15 protein-coding genes are annotated in these 14,353 nt (G+C 62.1%); 8 read left to right on the plus strand and 7 right to left on the minus strand.

The window, feature by feature from the left end; genetic code table 11:
- Positions 1 to 12: 12 nt before the first annotated feature.
- The 3 genes from So717_RS08035 to So717_RS08045 form a co-directional block, all read right to left on the minus strand.
- Positions 13 to 765: an SDR family NAD(P)-dependent oxidoreductase gene (locus So717_RS08035; protein ID WP_159975855.1), complete on the minus strand. Its 753-nt coding sequence runs from the start codon at positions 763 to 765 to the stop codon at positions 13 to 15.
- A 194-nt stretch (positions 766 to 959) separates the two neighbouring features.
- On the minus strand, positions 960 to 2,990 hold the full coding sequence (locus So717_RS08040) for a PhoX family protein (RefSeq protein WP_159975857.1): 2,031 nt from the start codon (positions 2,988 to 2,990) through the stop codon (positions 960 to 962).
- 157 nt (positions 2,991 to 3,147) lie between these two features.
- Positions 3,148 to 4,353: an FAD-binding domain-containing protein gene (locus So717_RS08045; protein WP_159975859.1), complete on the minus strand. Its 1,206-nt coding sequence runs from the start codon at positions 4,351 to 4,353 to the stop codon at positions 3,148 to 3,150.
- Between the two features lie 149 nt (positions 4,354 to 4,502).
- On the opposite strand from So717_RS08045, the gene So717_RS08050 reads away from it, so the two are divergent.
- The 6 genes from So717_RS08050 to So717_RS08075 all read left to right on the plus strand — a co-directional run bounded on the left by So717_RS08050 (position 4,503) and on the right by So717_RS08075 (position 8,302).
- Positions 4,503 to 5,132: an ATP-dependent Clp protease proteolytic subunit gene (locus tag So717_RS08050; protein ID WP_159975861.1), complete on the plus strand. Its 630-nt coding sequence runs from the start codon at positions 4,503 to 4,505 to the stop codon at positions 5,130 to 5,132.
- A gap of 144 nt (positions 5,133 to 5,276) precedes the next feature.
- Positions 5,277 to 6,542: an ATP-dependent Clp protease ATP-binding subunit ClpX gene (gene clpX / locus So717_RS08055; RefSeq protein ID WP_159975863.1), complete on the plus strand. Its 1,266-nt coding sequence runs from the start codon at positions 5,277 to 5,279 to the stop codon at positions 6,540 to 6,542.
- A gap of 130 nt (positions 6,543 to 6,672) precedes the next feature.
- Complete coding sequence (locus So717_RS08060; RefSeq protein ID WP_159975865.1) at positions 6,673 to 7,041, plus strand: RidA family protein; 369 nt, start codon at positions 6,673 to 6,675, stop codon at positions 7,039 to 7,041.
- A 74-nt stretch (positions 7,042 to 7,115) separates the two neighbouring features.
- Positions 7,116 to 7,499: an NADH:ubiquinone oxidoreductase subunit NDUFA12 gene (locus So717_RS08065; RefSeq protein ID WP_159975867.1), complete on the plus strand. Its 384-nt coding sequence runs from the start codon at positions 7,116 to 7,118 to the stop codon at positions 7,497 to 7,499.
- Between the two features lie 3 nt (positions 7,500 to 7,502).
- Positions 7,503 to 7,949: an outer membrane lipid asymmetry maintenance protein MlaD gene (mlaD, locus tag So717_RS08070; protein ID WP_159975869.1), complete on the plus strand. Its 447-nt coding sequence runs from the start codon at positions 7,503 to 7,505 to the stop codon at positions 7,947 to 7,949.
- The gene (locus So717_RS08075) at positions 7,946 to 8,302 is read left to right on the plus strand and encodes a DUF2155 domain-containing protein (RefSeq protein ID WP_159975871.1); all 357 of its coding nucleotides are present in this window, start codon (positions 7,946 to 7,948) and stop codon (positions 8,300 to 8,302) included. Before mlaD ends, So717_RS08075 begins: the two co-directional genes overlap by 4 nt.
- Here the strand turns inward: So717_RS08075 and aat are convergent.
- The 3 genes from aat to accB are packed head-to-tail and all read right to left on the minus strand — an operon-like array spanning position 8,266 to position 10,763.
- A complete protein-coding gene (gene aat, locus So717_RS08080; protein ID WP_159975873.1) occupies positions 8,266 to 8,898 on the minus strand; it encodes a leucyl/phenylalanyl-tRNA--protein transferase in 633 nt (210 codons plus the stop codon). The two genes, So717_RS08075 and aat, sit on opposite strands and share 37 nt — an antisense overlap.
- A 4-nt stretch (positions 8,899 to 8,902) precedes the next feature.
- Complete coding sequence (gene accC, locus So717_RS08085; RefSeq protein ID WP_159975875.1) at positions 8,903 to 10,255, minus strand: acetyl-CoA carboxylase biotin carboxylase subunit; 1,353 nt, start codon at positions 10,253 to 10,255, stop codon at positions 8,903 to 8,905.
- A 10-nt stretch (positions 10,256 to 10,265) separates the two neighbouring features.
- Entirely contained in the window at positions 10,266 to 10,763 is a 498-nt protein-coding gene (gene accB, locus So717_RS08090; protein WP_159975877.1) for an acetyl-CoA carboxylase biotin carboxyl carrier protein, read from the minus strand.
- 146 nt (positions 10,764 to 10,909) lie between these two features.
- Here accB and So717_RS08095 point away from each other — a divergent pair, with 146 nt between their 5' ends.
- Together So717_RS08095 and So717_RS08100 are read left to right on the plus strand one after the other, a co-directional pair.
- Entirely contained in the window at positions 10,910 to 12,415 is a 1,506-nt protein-coding gene (locus So717_RS08095; protein ID WP_159977088.1) for a class I adenylate-forming enzyme family protein, read from the plus strand.
- Between the two features lie 195 nt (positions 12,416 to 12,610).
- Positions 12,611 to 13,465, plus strand: a complete 855-nt coding sequence (locus So717_RS08100; protein ID WP_159975879.1) for a hypothetical protein — start codon at positions 12,611 to 12,613, stop codon at positions 13,463 to 13,465.
- A gap of 110 nt (positions 13,466 to 13,575) precedes the next feature.
- Here So717_RS08100 and So717_RS08105 read toward each other — a convergent pair whose 3' ends face one another.
- Complete coding sequence (locus So717_RS08105) at positions 13,576 to 14,331, minus strand: ABC transporter ATP-binding protein (RefSeq protein WP_159975881.1); 756 nt, start codon at positions 14,329 to 14,331, stop codon at positions 13,576 to 13,578.
- Positions 14,332 to 14,353 lie beyond the last annotated feature (22 nt).

Genomic DNA, 14,353 nt, shown 5'->3' on the forward strand with positions numbered 1-14,353 from the left:
TCTGGACGGAGGCTATTTGCGCAACGCAGGCAGACCCACGCCTGTCGCCTCGAACCCGCCGTCTGCGGCGAGGATTTGCCCGGTGATGTACGAGGCCTCGGCACTGCACAGAAAGGCGATGGCGGCGGCGACTTCATCTTCGGTGCCGTAGCGGTTGAGCGGGATCGCATCGTGATAGGCGTCGATGATGTCCTGTGTATGCACCGCCATCGCCAGTTTTGTACGCACCGGGCCGGGGCAGACGCAGTTGGCGCGGATGCCGTGCTCGCCCAGTTCCGCCGCCTGTTGCTTGGTGAGGTGGATCACGGCGGCCTTTGAGGTGCCATAGGCCACCCGCAGTGTGGAGGCGCGCAGCCCTGAGATTGAGGCGATATTGACGATGGCCCCACGGCTCTTTTTCAGGGCGGGCAGGGCGGCCTGGCTCATCAGGAACACACCATCGAGATTGGTGGCCATCACGCGGCGCCAACGGTCGAAATCTGTCTCTGAGATGGGGCCAAAGTCTGCGATGCCCGCATTGTTGACCAGCGCATCGAGCTGTCCGAATTGATCTGTTAAATCGCGGAGCAGCTGGGCAACGGCCACGGGGTCAGAGACATCGCAGGCAAAGCTGTGGGCGTCGGGCACAACCTGGGCCGCGTCGGCCAGCGCAGGGGCGTCCCTATCAACCATGGCGACGGCCCAACCCCGATCGCTGAGTATCTTTGCGGTCGCCAGCCCAATCCCGCGGGCCGCACCTGTGATCAATGCGCATTTTCTATCCATGCGCCTTTGCTATGCGCAGACGGTGTGTTGTGCAATCAAATCCCCGGCGCGATCAGGGGGTGCGTCGCACCGCGCGCCACGACAAAAAAGAAGGGTCCGCGGGGGGATTGCGGACCCTTCTGCGCATTGAAAATAGCTTTAACAAACAGAGTCCAGGCGCCGGGGCCATCGAGGCCCCGGCGCCTGGTGGGCGCCTAGATGGCGATCTTGCCGCCTCCTTGCTTGGTGACCACCACCACAGATGGGCGCGGTGGCATGGCGGGGTCAAAGTCGGGCCAGCGGGTCGCTGGGTCTTCAAAGGTCGAATTGCGCTCGAAGCCCTTGAAGTCCTTGGTGCCATCCGTGCCGGGGTGTTGTACGGCGAGGAACAGGGTCTCGCCGCTGTCGTGGAAGTAGGGGCCGCAGAGCTCCCCGCCCACAGGGCAGCGGAAGAAGAGCTTGGAGTGCCCGCGCAGCTCGCCGTCCGTTTCCAGCGCATAGAGACCGTCGGATTTGCCGGTCTTGCCCCAGCCGGAGCCCTGATCGGTCGAGATCCAGAGGCGTCCATCCGCGTCCATCGCGGCGTTATCGGGCGAGCCGAACCAGCCGTTCTCGGAGGTTTCCGGGTTCCACTGGGCGCCGACCTCTTCGATGGTCGGATCACCACATTTCACCAGGATCGACCAGGTGCCTTTGGTGGCTGCGTGGTCTTCGCCGTCTTCCTTGATCTCGATGATGTGACCAAAGGAGCTTTCGGGACGCGGGTTCGCCGCGTTCACCTGCTCGGCAGTCCGACGGGTGTTGTTGGTCAGCATCAGGTAGGCTGTGCCGTTCGGACCGGGCTGTGCGTCTTCCGGGCGGTCCATCGGTGTGGCACCCAGCAGGTCGGCAGCGATACGCGTGTCGATCATCACATCGCCCTGGTCGTTGAAGCCGTTCTCTGCGGTCAACGGGCCTTCCCCATGCACCAGTGGCAGCCAGTTGACCACGCCATCCTCCTCAAACCGCGCCACATAGAGCGTGCCGTCGGAGAAGAGCGAGGAGCCGAAGACAGCTGTCTCATCGGTGATCTTACCGCCCGAGACATATTTGTACTGGTAGTCAAAGCGGTTGTCGTCGCCGGAATAGATGACCAGCTTGCCCTCCTTCGACACGGTGGTTTCCGCGCCTTCGTGGCGGAAGCGGCCCAGAGCGGTGTGCTTGATCGGTTTCGCATCGGGATTGCGCGGGTCCACTTCGACAATCCAGCCGTATTTGTTCGGCATATTTGGCTCTTTGTCGATGTTGAACCGGTCGTAGTACTTGCCCCAGGCGTACCAGCCGCCGGGCACGCCGTAGCGCTTCATCTGCGCCGCTTCGGCCTGGCCAGAGATGTCGGGTTTGCCGTCCGCGTCGACCTCGTCAGTCCAGAAGTAGCCGTGGAAGTTCTCTTCCGCCATCAGGTAGGTGCCCCAGGGCGTCATGCCGCCAGCGCAGTTGTTGATCGTACCGATCACGGCGAGCCCGGACGCATCGTCATTGGTCTTCATCCGGTCGTGACCGGCGGCAGGGCCATCCAGCACCATTTCGGTGTCGAAGGGGGTGATGCGGCGGTTGTATTGGCTGTCGCGCACCAGCGCCCATTTGCCGTCCGCGCCTTGTGCGATTTCCACGACAGAGCCACCATGCGCGGCCATCTCGATGTCCACCAGCTCCTTGGTCATGCCTTTGAAGCCGTCGCGGTCCTGACGGCCGAGGCCGGGGAACATGACTTCCTCGTTGGTGTACTCGTGGTTCACGCAAAGCAGACCACGGGTGCCCTCGTCGTTCAGCGCGGTGAAGCCCACATAGTCGTTGTTATAGCCAAACTGCTTGAGCTGCGCCTCGACAGTCTGGTTCATCACGTCGAATTCAGGTGCATCAGCGGTGATCGGGTCGCCCCAGCGCAGCAGGATGTCGGCGTTGTAGCCTTCGGCGATGTGGTGCTTTTCGTCATTGCCCCACGACAGTTCGTCAAAGGTATAGCGGCTGGCGCCTGCTGCAGCCGCAGCCTGTTTGGGCGCGATCATCGCGGACGTTCCGAAGAGCGCGGTGGTGGCTGTCACACCCAACATGCCTTTCAGCATGTCGCGGCGGCCATAGCGGCTGTTGATCACGTCGCCAATGGTCCGGCTCAGGTTCGGGTTTGTCGGGATGTCGTCGAAGGCCTCAAAGGCTTCGGCCTTGTTGCCGTGTTCCGGGTCGTTGATGATCGCTTTACGGTCCATGTGCTTCCTCTGTCGGTGGCGTTCATTAGGGGCGCGGCACCGAATCCGTGCCGCGTGAGTTCTCGCTTGATCTGCCCGGCGCTTGTAACGCCCTTATGACGGATCACTGCTGTTTTTGGAGGCCCCGCGAAAGAGTAACAGCAACCTGCGCGCGAAATCAACTGAGGCGGGAAAGCAAGGTCGGGATCTTCTTTTTGAACGGGAAGAACCCTTTGGTGGCATGGGGCCAGGCGGCGCTGTCGTAGCTGCGGCGTATCTGGTGCAGGGGTGGCACGTCTGGCCGGTCCATGAGGTCGGTCAGGAGATCCGCAGTGGGGCCCACGGGGGCATAGGCTGTCACAATCTGATCCAGGTCTGCTGACCGGGCCCAGTCACAGATTTGCGATGCGGTTGTGAGATCTGGTGTGACCTCGCCCAATCGCTGCCCCCAGCGGGCGGCGGCCTCTTGCAAAGCCGTGTTTCGGAACTCTGCCACATGTGGTGTGGCGGTCAGCGGGCTGGCCGCGCCCGGGTCCATCATCAAACCGGTGGCTGCGATGTCGATGCCGTCTACCACAAAGCCGGGGCTGAGGTCTTCCGGGTGCAACAGCAGCCCGGTGCGCTTGTCCGACGCTGGCCGTGTTTGTTGCGGCAGGATGCGGGGGGCGGGGGGCGCCTGGCCGGGCATGGCTGCGCCATGCCCGGCCAGGCGCCCTGGCGCTCCGAACCGACCTTCGGTGTATTTGGCGATGTTGTCTGCACGCGCGAGATAGGTTTTGCCGACCGTCTGGATGCCAGCCACCCAGCGCCAGCTGAGCGTGTTCGATGCGGGGTCGCCATCGAGAAGGTGGCGCAGGAAGAAATCCGCGCCAAGTTCCCAGGGCAAGTCCAGTGTGAAGATCCAGATGGAGGCAAACCACATGCGGGCGTGGTTGTGCAAATAGCCCGTCGTCACCAGCTCTTCTGCCCAGGCATCGAAACAGTCGATGCCTGTCTGACCCTGGCACGCCTCTTCCCAGCGGGTACGGAGCCCGGATTGCGTTTGCACAGCGTTCCAGTGCCGCAACAGATCGTGCCGGTATTGTTGCCAGACGCCGGGCCGCAGCTCGAGCCAGCCTTTCCAGTAGGTGCGCCAGAAGACCTCCTGGATGAATTTCTCGGCAGCCTGCACTGAATGGCGACCGAGCACGGCCTGCAAGACCTCTTCTTCAGTGATCAGCCGACAGCGCAGATAAGGGGAGAGCATCGATACCCCGTGGTGCTGGCCTGGGCCAAGATCATAGTTGCGCCGTGCGGCGTAGTCGCGCCCGGCGCGGGGCAGGAAGGCCGTCAGTTTTTCCAAAGCGGCGGTGCGGGTCGGCGGGAAGGTCTTTAGCGCTGTCATCCCGGCGCATCTAGCTGGAGAGAACCCGGGATCAATCCCTCCCGCCCAGATGGAATCCGCCTCTTGCAGCCCCCCGGCGCCAGCACTAAGCTTTGCGTAACCGTTCGTCGGGTATGGTCCCGCGAACACCAACTGACAGGCAATCCCACATGAACGATCCTATCGACACCTATATGAATACGCTTGTGCCCATGGTGGTGGAGCAGACGAGCCGGGGCGAGCGCGCCTATGACATTTTCTCGCGCCTTTTGAAGGAGCGGATCATCTTCCTCTCCGGTCCGGTGCATGACGGGATGTCGTCGCTGATCGTGGCACAGCTGCTGCATCTTGAGGCGGAAAACCCGTCGAAGGAAATCAGCATGTACATCAATAGCCCTGGCGGCGTGGTGACCTCGGGCCTCTCGATCTACGACACGATGCAGTACATCAAACCCAAGGTTTCCACGCTGGTCATTGGGCAGGCAGCCTCCATGGGATCGCTGCTTTTGACAGCAGGTGAGGCGGGCATGCGGTTTTCGCTGCCGAACTCCCGCGTGATGGTGCACCAGCCCTCGGGCGGCTATCAGGGTCAGGCCACGGACATCATGATCCATGCGCAGGAGACCCAGAAGCTCAAGACGCGGTTGAACGAGATCTACGTCAAGCACACCGGCCAAACCCTTAAAAAGGTTGAGGAAGCACTGGAGCGGGACAATTTCATGTCGCCAGAAGATGCCAAGGATTGGGGCCTGATCGATGAGATCGTGGAGAACCGTGCCAAGGGAGATGAAGAGAGCTAAACAGGGCAGCGGACCGCACGAGCAGTTTACCAATTAGCGATTGTGGACCTGCCAACGCTATCCTAAGCTGCCATAATAGCAAGTATCGGGAGCGGGTCGCAGCACAGGCCGCCCCATCACACGAGAAGACCTGAAAGGGTTGACATGGCGACGAATACGACGGGCGACAGCAAAAACACCCTCTATTGCAGCTTTTGTGGCAAGAGCCAGCATGAGGTGCGCAAGCTGATCGCGGGCCCGACGGTGTTCATCTGTGACGAGTGTGTCGAGCTCTGCATGGATATCATCCGCGAGGAAACGAAGGCGTCGGGGCTCAAGGCGACCGATGGGGTGCCAACGCCCAAGGACATCTGCGAGGTCCTCGATGACTATGTGATCGGGCAGGCGATGGCCAAGAGAGTGCTCTCGGTCGCGGTGCACAATCACTATAAACGTCTGAACCACGCGCAGAAGGGCGGCGACATTGAATTGGCGAAGTCGAACATTCTGCTGATTGGTCCAACTGGGTGCGGCAAGACGCTGCTGGCGCAGACTCTGGCGCGTATTCTGGATGTGCCGTTTACGATGGCGGATGCGACGACGCTCACTGAGGCGGGTTATGTGGGGGAGGATGTGGAAAACATCATCCTCAAGCTGCTGCAGGCCTCAGAGTATAATGTGGAGCGCGCGCAGCGCGGCATTGTCTATATCGACGAGGTCGACAAGATCACCCGCAAGTCCGAGAATCCTTCGATCACCCGCGATGTGTCGGGTGAGGGGGTGCAGCAGGCTTTGCTGAAGCTGATGGAGGGCACGGTCGCCTCGGTGCCGCCACAGGGCGGGCGCAAGCATCCGCAGCAGGAATTTCTGCAGGTGGACACCACGAACATCCTGTTCATTTGCGGTGGAGCCTTCGCGGGCCTCGACAAGATCATCGCGCAGCGCGGCAAAGGCTCCGCCATGGGCTTTGGCGCGGATGTCCGCGATGAGGATGAGCGCGGCGTGGGCGAGATCTTCACCGATCTGGAGCCGGAAGACCTGCTGAAATTTGGTCTGATCCCGGAATTTGTCGGTCGTTTGCCGGTTCTGGCAACGCTGGAGGATCTGGATGAGGATGCGCTGGTCACGATCCTGACCCAGCCGAAGAACGCGCTGGTGAAGCAGTATCAGCGGCTCTTTGAGCTGGAAGACACGCAGCTGACCTTCACGGATGATGCGCTCTCTGCGATTGCCAAACGGGCAATTGAACGCAAAACCGGTGCGCGGGGCCTGCGGTCTATCCTCGAAGATATTCTGCTGGATACGATGTTCGACCTGCCGGGATTGGATAGTGTGACCGAGGTTGTGGTGAATGAGGAGGCGGTGAACTCTGACTCAGCACCTTTGATGATCCACGCAGACGCGGAGAAGGAACCAGCCAGCGCAAGCTAGGCGGACCCTATAGGAGACGTGCAAAAAAGGCGGGCATCGAACCCGCCTTTTTTGCTGGGCGCTGGCGGCAACCGCAAGGGGGACATCAAAGCGCAGCGCCAAAGTGTAACGACAGGGATTGGAGCTGAATATGAGCATTCAACGTATCTCCTCAGGTGGGGAGTTTGAACCCAAAGTGGGCTACTGCCGGGCCGTTGTGGCGAACGGCTGGGTGCATGTTGCGGGCACAGTCGGCCATGGCACCACGGCCATTGAGCAATGCCGCTCGGCCCTGGAGATCATTGGCGCCGCACTGGCTGAGGCGGGCACCGATTTTGCTCATGTGGTGCGGGTGACCTACATGCTGCCGGACCGCGAGGAGTTTCCGGCCTGCTGGCCCATGCTACGCGAGGCCTTTGGGGACAATCCGCCTGCAGCCACGATGATCGAATGCGGTTTGATCACACCGGAAGATCGGATCGAGATCGAGGTGACCGCGGTCCTGCCCGATGCCCGGTGAAAAGCCGCGCATCAAACTGGACGTTTGCCGCGCGATCCGCCATATGTGATGCAACAGTCTGACCGGAGGTCTTCATGGGACTACTGACATCAATCCTGCGTGCGGTGACCTGGTGGAATGGCCAGACCCTGAACACGCAGCTTTGGACCTGGCGCAAGGGCGTCAAGGTGGGCGAGGACAGTCAGGGCAATGTCTTTTACGAGAATGCAGATAAGTCGCGCCGCTGGGTGATCTACAATGGCGAGGCCGAAGCCAGCCGCGTGGATCCGGAGTGGCACGGCTGGCTGCACCACACCTGGGATGCGGCCCCCACCGAGGCACCACTGCCGCGCAAGGCCTGGGAAAAGCCGCATCAGGAGAACCTGACCGGGACGGCGCTCGCCTATGCGCCGAAAGGTTCGATCCGGCGCAGTGATCCGGCGCCGCGCAGCGACTACGACGCTTGGACGCCGGAGTAAGCCATGGCGGAAAATACCACCGAAGTGCTTGTGGGCGCAGGCGTCTTGGCTCTGGCTGCCGGGTTTGTGGTCTATGCGGCACAAGTGTCTGATTTTTCGACAAGTTCGGCCACATATCCGCTAGAGGCCAGCTTTCGCAGTCTTGAGGGTGTGAGCGTAGGCACGGATGTGCGGCTGGCGGGTGTTCGGGTCGGTCAGGTCGCCAATGTTGATCTGAACCCGGAAACCTACCGCGCCGACACGGTTGTCGCCGTGCAGAACGGGATCGAAATCCCCGATGACAGTGCCATCGTGATTTCCTCCGAGGGGCTGCTGGGTGGCAACTTCGTCGAGATTGTGCCGGGTGGCTCGCCGTTCTTTTTCGAGGCGGGCGACACCATCGAGGACACGCAGGGCGCTGTGAGCCTCGTCTCCTTGCTGCTGAAATTCGTGAGCGGATCGTCCGAATGATGCTGCGGCTGGCGCTGGCGTCGGGTCTGGTGGCGGGCGCCGCTGGCGCGCAGCAGGTCAGCGAGGCGGACGGGGCGATCTTGCGCGGCCTCGATAAGATCAGCGGTCAGGTCTATGATATTGAACTGCGGTCCGGCCAAACGGCGGCTTTTGAGCAACTGCGGATCACGCTGACCTCCTGCCGGTTTCCCGTGGGCAACCCCTCTGGCGATGCCTTTGCGGCGCTTGAGGTCGCGGATGCTCTGCGCGGCGGCACGGTGTTCTCGGGCTGGATGGTCGCCTCGGCGCCTGCGCTTTCGGCCATGGATCACGCGCGCTATGACCTCTGGGTCATGCGCTGCACCACCTCCTGAGGGCTGCGCAGCGGCGGCGCGGTGAAACTGGCGGGCAGCTGCTGTGCGGCGTCCAGCGCTTGATGGTACGTGGCGCGAGAGACCTCGACGCCCCCGAGCGATGCGAGATGCTCGGTCAGGAACTGGGTGTCAAAGAGCTTGAAGCCGCCATCGGCCAAACGGTCCACCAGACAGGCCAGAGCTATTTTTGAGGCGTTGGGCCGGCGCGAGAACATGCTTTCCCCGAAAAACGCCGCCCCCAGCACCACACCGTAGACGCCGCCAACCAGCATAGGACCGTCCCAGACCTCCAGCGAATGGGCTTTGTGGTTACGGTGTAACGTGATGTAAAGACTGCGGATTTCCGCGTTGATCCAGGTATCGACGCGGTCGGCGCAGCCATCAACCACGCCTTCAAAGTCGCGATCGATGCTGATGTCGAATGTGGTCTTGCGCATCGTCCGGCGCAGGGAGCGTGAGGCGTGAAACCCGTTCAGTGGCAGGACCCCCCGCCGCTGTGGGTCGACCCAGAAGATATCCGGATCGTCGCGGTGTTCGGCCATGGGAAAGATCCCCGTGGCGTAGCCTTGCATCAGCACATCCGGGGTCAGCCGCATGCGCTCAGCTGCCGCCGAGATTGGTCTCCAGCCAATGCTCCAGCCAGTGGATGTTGTAGCCGCCTGTCAGCACGTCCTCTTCCTGCAAGAGCGCATGGAAGAGCGGTACCGTGGTGTCCACCCCATCAACGATCAGCTCACCCAACGCGCGATTCAGGCGCGCCAGCGCTTCGGGCCGGTCACGCCCGTGTACAATGAGCTTGCCGATCAGGCTGTCGTAATAGGGCGGGATGGAATAGCCGTCATAGAGCGCCGAATCCATCCGCACGCCAAGGCCACCAGGCGCGTGATACTGGGTGATGCGCCCGGGGCAGGGCGCGAAGTTCGGCAGCTTCTCGGCGTTGATGCGCACCTCGATGGCGTGGCCGTTGATCTGCAGATCCTCCTGCTGGAACGACATCTCCATGCCAGCGGCCACGCGGATCTGCTCACGCACCAGATCGACGTCAAAGATGGCTTCGGTCACCGGATGTTCCACCTGCAGGCGGGTGTTCATCTCGATGAAATAGAACTCGCCGTTCTCGTAAAGGAACTCGATGGTGCCCGCGCCGGTGTAGTTGATCCGCGCCACAGCATCGGCGCATGTCTTGCCGATGGCGGCGCGCTCTTCGGCGGAAATGGACGGGCCGGGGGCCTCTTCAAAGACCTTCTGGTGGCGCCGTTGCAGGGAGCAATCCCGCTCACCCAGATGCACCGCGCGGCCCTTGCCGTCGCCAAAGACCTGAATTTCGATGTGGCGTGGCGTGGTGAGGTACTTCTCGATATAGACCTCATCATTGCCGAAGTTCGCCTTGCCCTCGGCGCGCGCGGTGAGGAAGGCTTTCTCCATCTCCTCGGCATTCTGCGCGACCTTCATGCCGCGCCCGCCGCCGCCTGCCGTGGCCTTGATGATCACCGGATAGCCGAACTCTTCGCCGATCTTCTTGGCCTCCTCAACAGAGGCAACACCGCCCTCGGACCCGGGCACGCAAGGCACCCCAAGCTTCTTCATCGTGTCCTTGGCGGTGATCTTGTCACCCATGACGCGGATGTGCTCTGCCGTGGGGCCGATGAAGGTCAGCCCGTGGTCCTCGACCACCTGAACAAAACCGGCATTCTCAGACAGAAAGCCATAACCGGGATGAATGGCTTCCGCGCCGGTGACTTCGCAAGCGGCGATGATGGCGGGGACCGACAGATAGCTTTGCGTGCTCGACGGCGGGCCGATGCAGACGCTCTCATCCGCCATGCGCACATGCATTGCGTCACTGTCAGCAGTGGAATGTACGGCGACGCTGGCGATGCCCATCTCACGTGCGGCGCGTACAACCCGCAGGGCGATCTCGCCGCGGTTGGCAATCAGGATCTTGTTGAACATGGGTGCCCCCTTATTCGAGGATCACAAGCGGTGTTCCGAACTCCACCGCAGCCCCGTCTTCCACGAGAATGCGTTTGACGGTCCCTGCGCGCGGGGCGGGGATGTGATTCATTGTCTTCATCGCCTCGACGATGAGCAGCGTGTCGCCTTCGTCCACGCTGGCGCCGACCGAGATAAAACTGGGCGCACCGGGTTCAGCCTGCATATAGACGGTGCCAACCATCGGCGATGTGACGGCCCCGGGGTGGTTGGCGGGGTCTTCGCTGGTCTCGGCGGCGGCGGGGGCGGGCGGTGCACTTGCGGCCGGGGCTTCCATTGCCACCGGGGCTGGCGCTGCAGTGACCTGGCTCACCACCTGTTGTTGTAAATGGCGGCTCACGCGAACATTCAGACTGTCATCCGCCCCGTAGTCCCGCTTGACTTGCAATTCGGTGAGATCGTTTTCCCGCAGCAATTCGGCCAGGGCCTGAATGAAGGCCACATCGGCATCATGGTTCTTTTTTGTCATGTAAGTCCTCGACCATTTCGGGGGGAGCCTTCTTGCCTGCGGCTCTTGTTCCTGCGGATTCGTTATAGGCGAAGGGTCTGGGCATGAAAACCCGCCTCTTGCAGCACCACTCGCGCCGCGTAGAGTGGTTGCGGGGAGGGGTGGCGATGAACCTTGCGCTTTGGTTGGAACGCACGGCATTGGCGACGCCGGAGCGGCCCGCGCTTTATGCCGGCCGGGATCTGGTGGCCACATATGGGGAGTTCTGGGCGCGGGCGCGGGCCATCGCCGGGGCGCTCAAAGCCCGGGGTGTCGGACCGGGAGACCGCGTGGCGATTTTCATGGGCAATTGCCCGGAGTATCTGATAGCCTTTTACGGCATCTGGTGCGCGGGCGCGGTTGTGGTGCCGATCAACGCCAAGCTGCATGGGCGCGAGGCCGCCTATATTCTGGGCAACGCAGGCGCGTCTGTGGTCTTTGCCAGTGCCGGGCTGGCCGAGACGCTGGCGGAGGCCGAGGTCACCGTGCCCGTGATTGTTGCCCCCGGGCACGCTTTCGATGTGATCTGTGTGCATGATCCGCTGGCCGCACCGGTGCCGCGCGCAGCGTCGGACATCGCCTGGCTCTTCTATACTTCCGGCACCACAGGCAAGCCCAAGGGGGTCATGATGACCTTCCGCATGCTGACCGCCATGAGCCTCTGCTACAATCATGATGCGGATGTGGTGCAGCCTGAGGACACGACGCTCTATGCCGCCCCAATGAGCCACGGGGCCGGGATCTACAACATGATGCATGTGCGGGCCGGGGCGCGGCATGTGTGCCCGCCGTCGGGTGGGTTCGACCCGGTGGAGATCTTCGATCTGGCCGCAGCCTTCGACAACGTGCAGATGTTTGCCGCCCCCACAATGGTCAAGCGTCTGACGGAGGCGGCCAAGGCAGCAGATGTGCGGGGGGAGGGCCTGCGCACCATCGTCTATGCGGGTGGCCCGATGTACAACGCGGACATTATCGAGGCGGTCGACCATTTCGGCCCGATCTTCGTGCAGATCTATGGGCAGGGTGAGTGCCCCATGGGCATCACCGCCCTCCCTCGCGCGGATGTGGCTGACCGCGCCCATCCCAACTGGCGCGCGCGGTTGCAATCGGTTGGGCGCGCGCAATCCGCCGTGGAGGTTGCGATTGGCGATGCCGATGGCCAGCCGCTGCCCGCAGGCACGCAGGGCGAGATCATGGTCCGTGGTGACACGGTGATGCCCGGCTATTGGCAGAACCCGGAGGCGACGGCCAAGGCGCTGGTGAATGGGTGGCTGATGACCGGCGACATGGGGGTCATGGATGCGGATGGCTATGTCACGATGCAGGACCGCTCGAAGGATATGATCATTTCCGGCGGCTCCAACATCTACCCCCGCGAGGTGGAGGAGGTGCTGTTGATGGACCCGCAAGTGCAGGAAGTCTCTGTCGTAGGCCGTCCACATGCCGAATGGGGTGAGGAGGTGGTGGCTTTTGTGGTGGGGCAGGCGGATCCCGCACGGCTGGATCAGCTGTGCCTTGAGAACATCGCGCGGTTCAAGCGACCCAAGGATTACATCCAAATCGACGCGCTGCCCAAGAACAACTACGGCAAAGTGTTGAAAACCGACCTACGGCAGCTCCTCGCACGTCGATAGGCCTTACGCCCGCAACAGCGCTCATGATTTCGGACGGCGTTAAGGAAGACGAAACAGATGTTGGGCACTATCTTAGGAGGCCGGAGAACCCGCTGACCCCCAGTGCAGCAGCTTTGTGTAAAGCATGACAGCTGCCGCTTATGTGAGGAGAGCGCCGTGCAGATTTCAGGTTTTGCCAGACAGTTTTCGACACAGATGAGCGGGTTCCAAACCGGTACAGTCCGTGAGGTGACCGCCATCAGCTTTGCGCGGTTTGGGGAGGGCCAGGATGTACACGGGCCGCAGATCTCGGTGGGGAGCGCGCCCTCAGCCAGTGCCGCCGGGTTTTACAGCGATCCCACACGGCCCGTATCCTCGGACAACATGCGGCGTGCCTTTGTCGTCGAGGTGCAGGACCAACTCCGGCAGGAGATCAAGGCGCTCTCCGCCTCCCTGCGCGACGTGATCGAGGCGAGCACCGGGGAGCCGCTGCCCGAGGACGTCAACCTCTCTCAGCTCATGCAGACCGACGGCTGGTCGGCCCTGCCCACAGAGGTCAGAGAGGGCGCTGAGGCCTATGCCGGGGCGCTGAATTCGACGATCGACGCGTTGAAGGCCTTGGACGCCTCAAGCCGGGCGGGAGAGATTGAGGCGGAAAACGAGAAGCTGGGTCTTATGGTCGATCAGGCCATTGCCGATCAGACGGACGCAAAGCTGGCCATTGTCCGCGCCGCCAAATTGATGGAGGCAGAGATCGAATTGGCGAAGCTGGCCTTGTTCGACACAACGGGTGGCGATTTGCAGGAACGCATGCGCGCCATTTCCCGGAGCACCACGGAGATGGAGCTTCTGGGCATGCGCAAGGACATGATTGCCGAGATGAAGGAGGACATTGAGCGCGGCCGCCTCCTTGTGACGGCATCGAAGACCACGGTCTGGGCGCATGAAACCGTCAGCGTGTCATCTCCGACCAACGACAATGTGTCGGTCTTTGTGGAGACCCGCCAGCACGTCGCTGCGGCCAGTGTGACAGCCAGCGTCTCCGGGTCGGCCCTGTCGCTTCTCCGGTAGCGCCAACTGCCAAAGCGTCATGCACAACACCCGAAGACCCTCATTCGGTCTGAAGTCTAAGATTTCAACGCCTCAGGTCAGGGCCAGGTCGGAGGTTTTCGTCAGGCGCGCTAGATCGCCAGATACTCTTCGCGCAGCTCTTTGTTCTCCAACACCTCGGAGGCGGTGCCATCAAACACGATGCCGCCGGTGTCGAGGATGACGGCGCGGTCCGCCAGTTGCAAGGCGCGCACGGCGTTCTGTTCCACGAGGATCGTGGTGATGCCTTGCTCCTTGATCACGCGCAGGGTCTTTTCGATCTCATCCACGATCACCGGGGCGAGGCCCTCGTAGGGCTCATCCAGCAGCAGCACTTTGATGTCGCGGCAGAGCGCCCGGGCGATGGCCAGCATCTGCTGCTCACCGCCCGAGAGCGTCACACCTTCCTGGGTGCGACGCTCGTGCAGGCGCGGAAAGAGGTCATAGACCCGCTCCAGCGACCAACCGATGGGCGGGGCGATCTGGGCGAGCTTGAGGTTTTCCTCGACGGTCAGGCCCGCAATGATGCGCCGGTCTTCGGGCACGAGGCCAAGGCCCGCCTGGCTGGCCTGATAGCTCGACATGCTGTGCAGCGGCTGGTGGTCGAGCCAGATTTCGCCGCGTTTCACTTCCGGGTCGCCCAGCCGCGCGATGGCGCGCAGCGTCGAGGTTTTCCCTGCGCCGTTGCGGCCCAGAAGCGCGAGGATCTCGCCTTCGTGCACGTTAAAGCTAATGCCCTGCACGATGTAGCTTTCGCCGTAATAGGCATGCATGTCCCAGACGGAGAGGAACGCCGGCGCGGTGGCCGCGTGGTTGGCGTGTTTGGAGAAATCCGGTTTCACATTCATTGTTCGTCTCCTTGTCTGACCT

Origin of the sequence: Roseobacter cerasinus (assembly GCF_009811755.1) — a bacterium.
Taxonomy (GTDB): Bacteria; Pseudomonadota; Alphaproteobacteria; order Rhodobacterales; family Rhodobacteraceae; genus Roseobacter; species Roseobacter cerasinus.